At 65.1% G+C, this 613-nt stretch carries 1 protein-coding gene; it reads left to right on the top strand.

From position 1 onward, the window contains the following. Positions 1-30 precede the first annotated feature (30 nt). Positions 31-613 (top strand): hypothetical protein (locus CGE01nite_RS16795; protein ID WP_141371785.1); only part of this gene is annotated, 583 nt, incomplete at its 3' end.

Genomic DNA, 613 nt, shown 5'->3' with positions numbered 1-613 from the left:
AGTGATGCTTCGGGTTCGAGCTGGAGCGGTGTGCACGTGCTCGATGGCGGGTCGGCGACGGTGCGGTTCGCGGAGGTCCGTTACGCGTCGTACGGGATCGCCACGGTTGACGAGCGGGGCTATTCGAGCCCGCGCGCGAATGTTGTTGATCTGTCGCACGTGACGATGGTTCAGTCGCCGATTCGTATCAGCGTTGATCGTTCGGGTTCGAATGCTGGAACGGCAACGGTTCGAGTCGAGGACTGCACGGTGCGGGATACGTCCGGGGATGGGATCTCGGTCACTGCGACGGGGGTTCCGGTCGGGTCTGGTACGCAGATCCCGGTGCCGGTGGTGCAGAACAACACCGTGACTGGTGCGGGTGGGGTCGCGGTCGACGTCAGGGGTGACAAACTCGACGGGGCCTTGTTACGGGGCAATTCCGGTTCGGGAAACCAGGTGAACGCGATCTCCGTGACGGGCACGCTGGTCACCGACACGACGATCCCGCTCGGTGGGCTGCCGTTGGCACTGAACGGCCGCAGCAGTGCCTGGAGGTACCTCACCGTTGCCTCGGGCGTGACGCTGAGGGTGGAGCAGGGGGCGGTCATCAAGTCCCTTGCCGGCGGTCTGC

Origin of the sequence: Cellulomonas gelida (assembly GCF_006538725.1) — a bacterium.
GTDB classification, from domain to species: domain Bacteria; phylum Actinomycetota; class Actinomycetes; order Actinomycetales; family Cellulomonadaceae; genus Cellulomonas; species Cellulomonas gelida.
The sequence above is the reverse complement of the archived record's forward strand: the minus strand, read 5'-3'. Positions and strand labels throughout refer to the sequence as shown.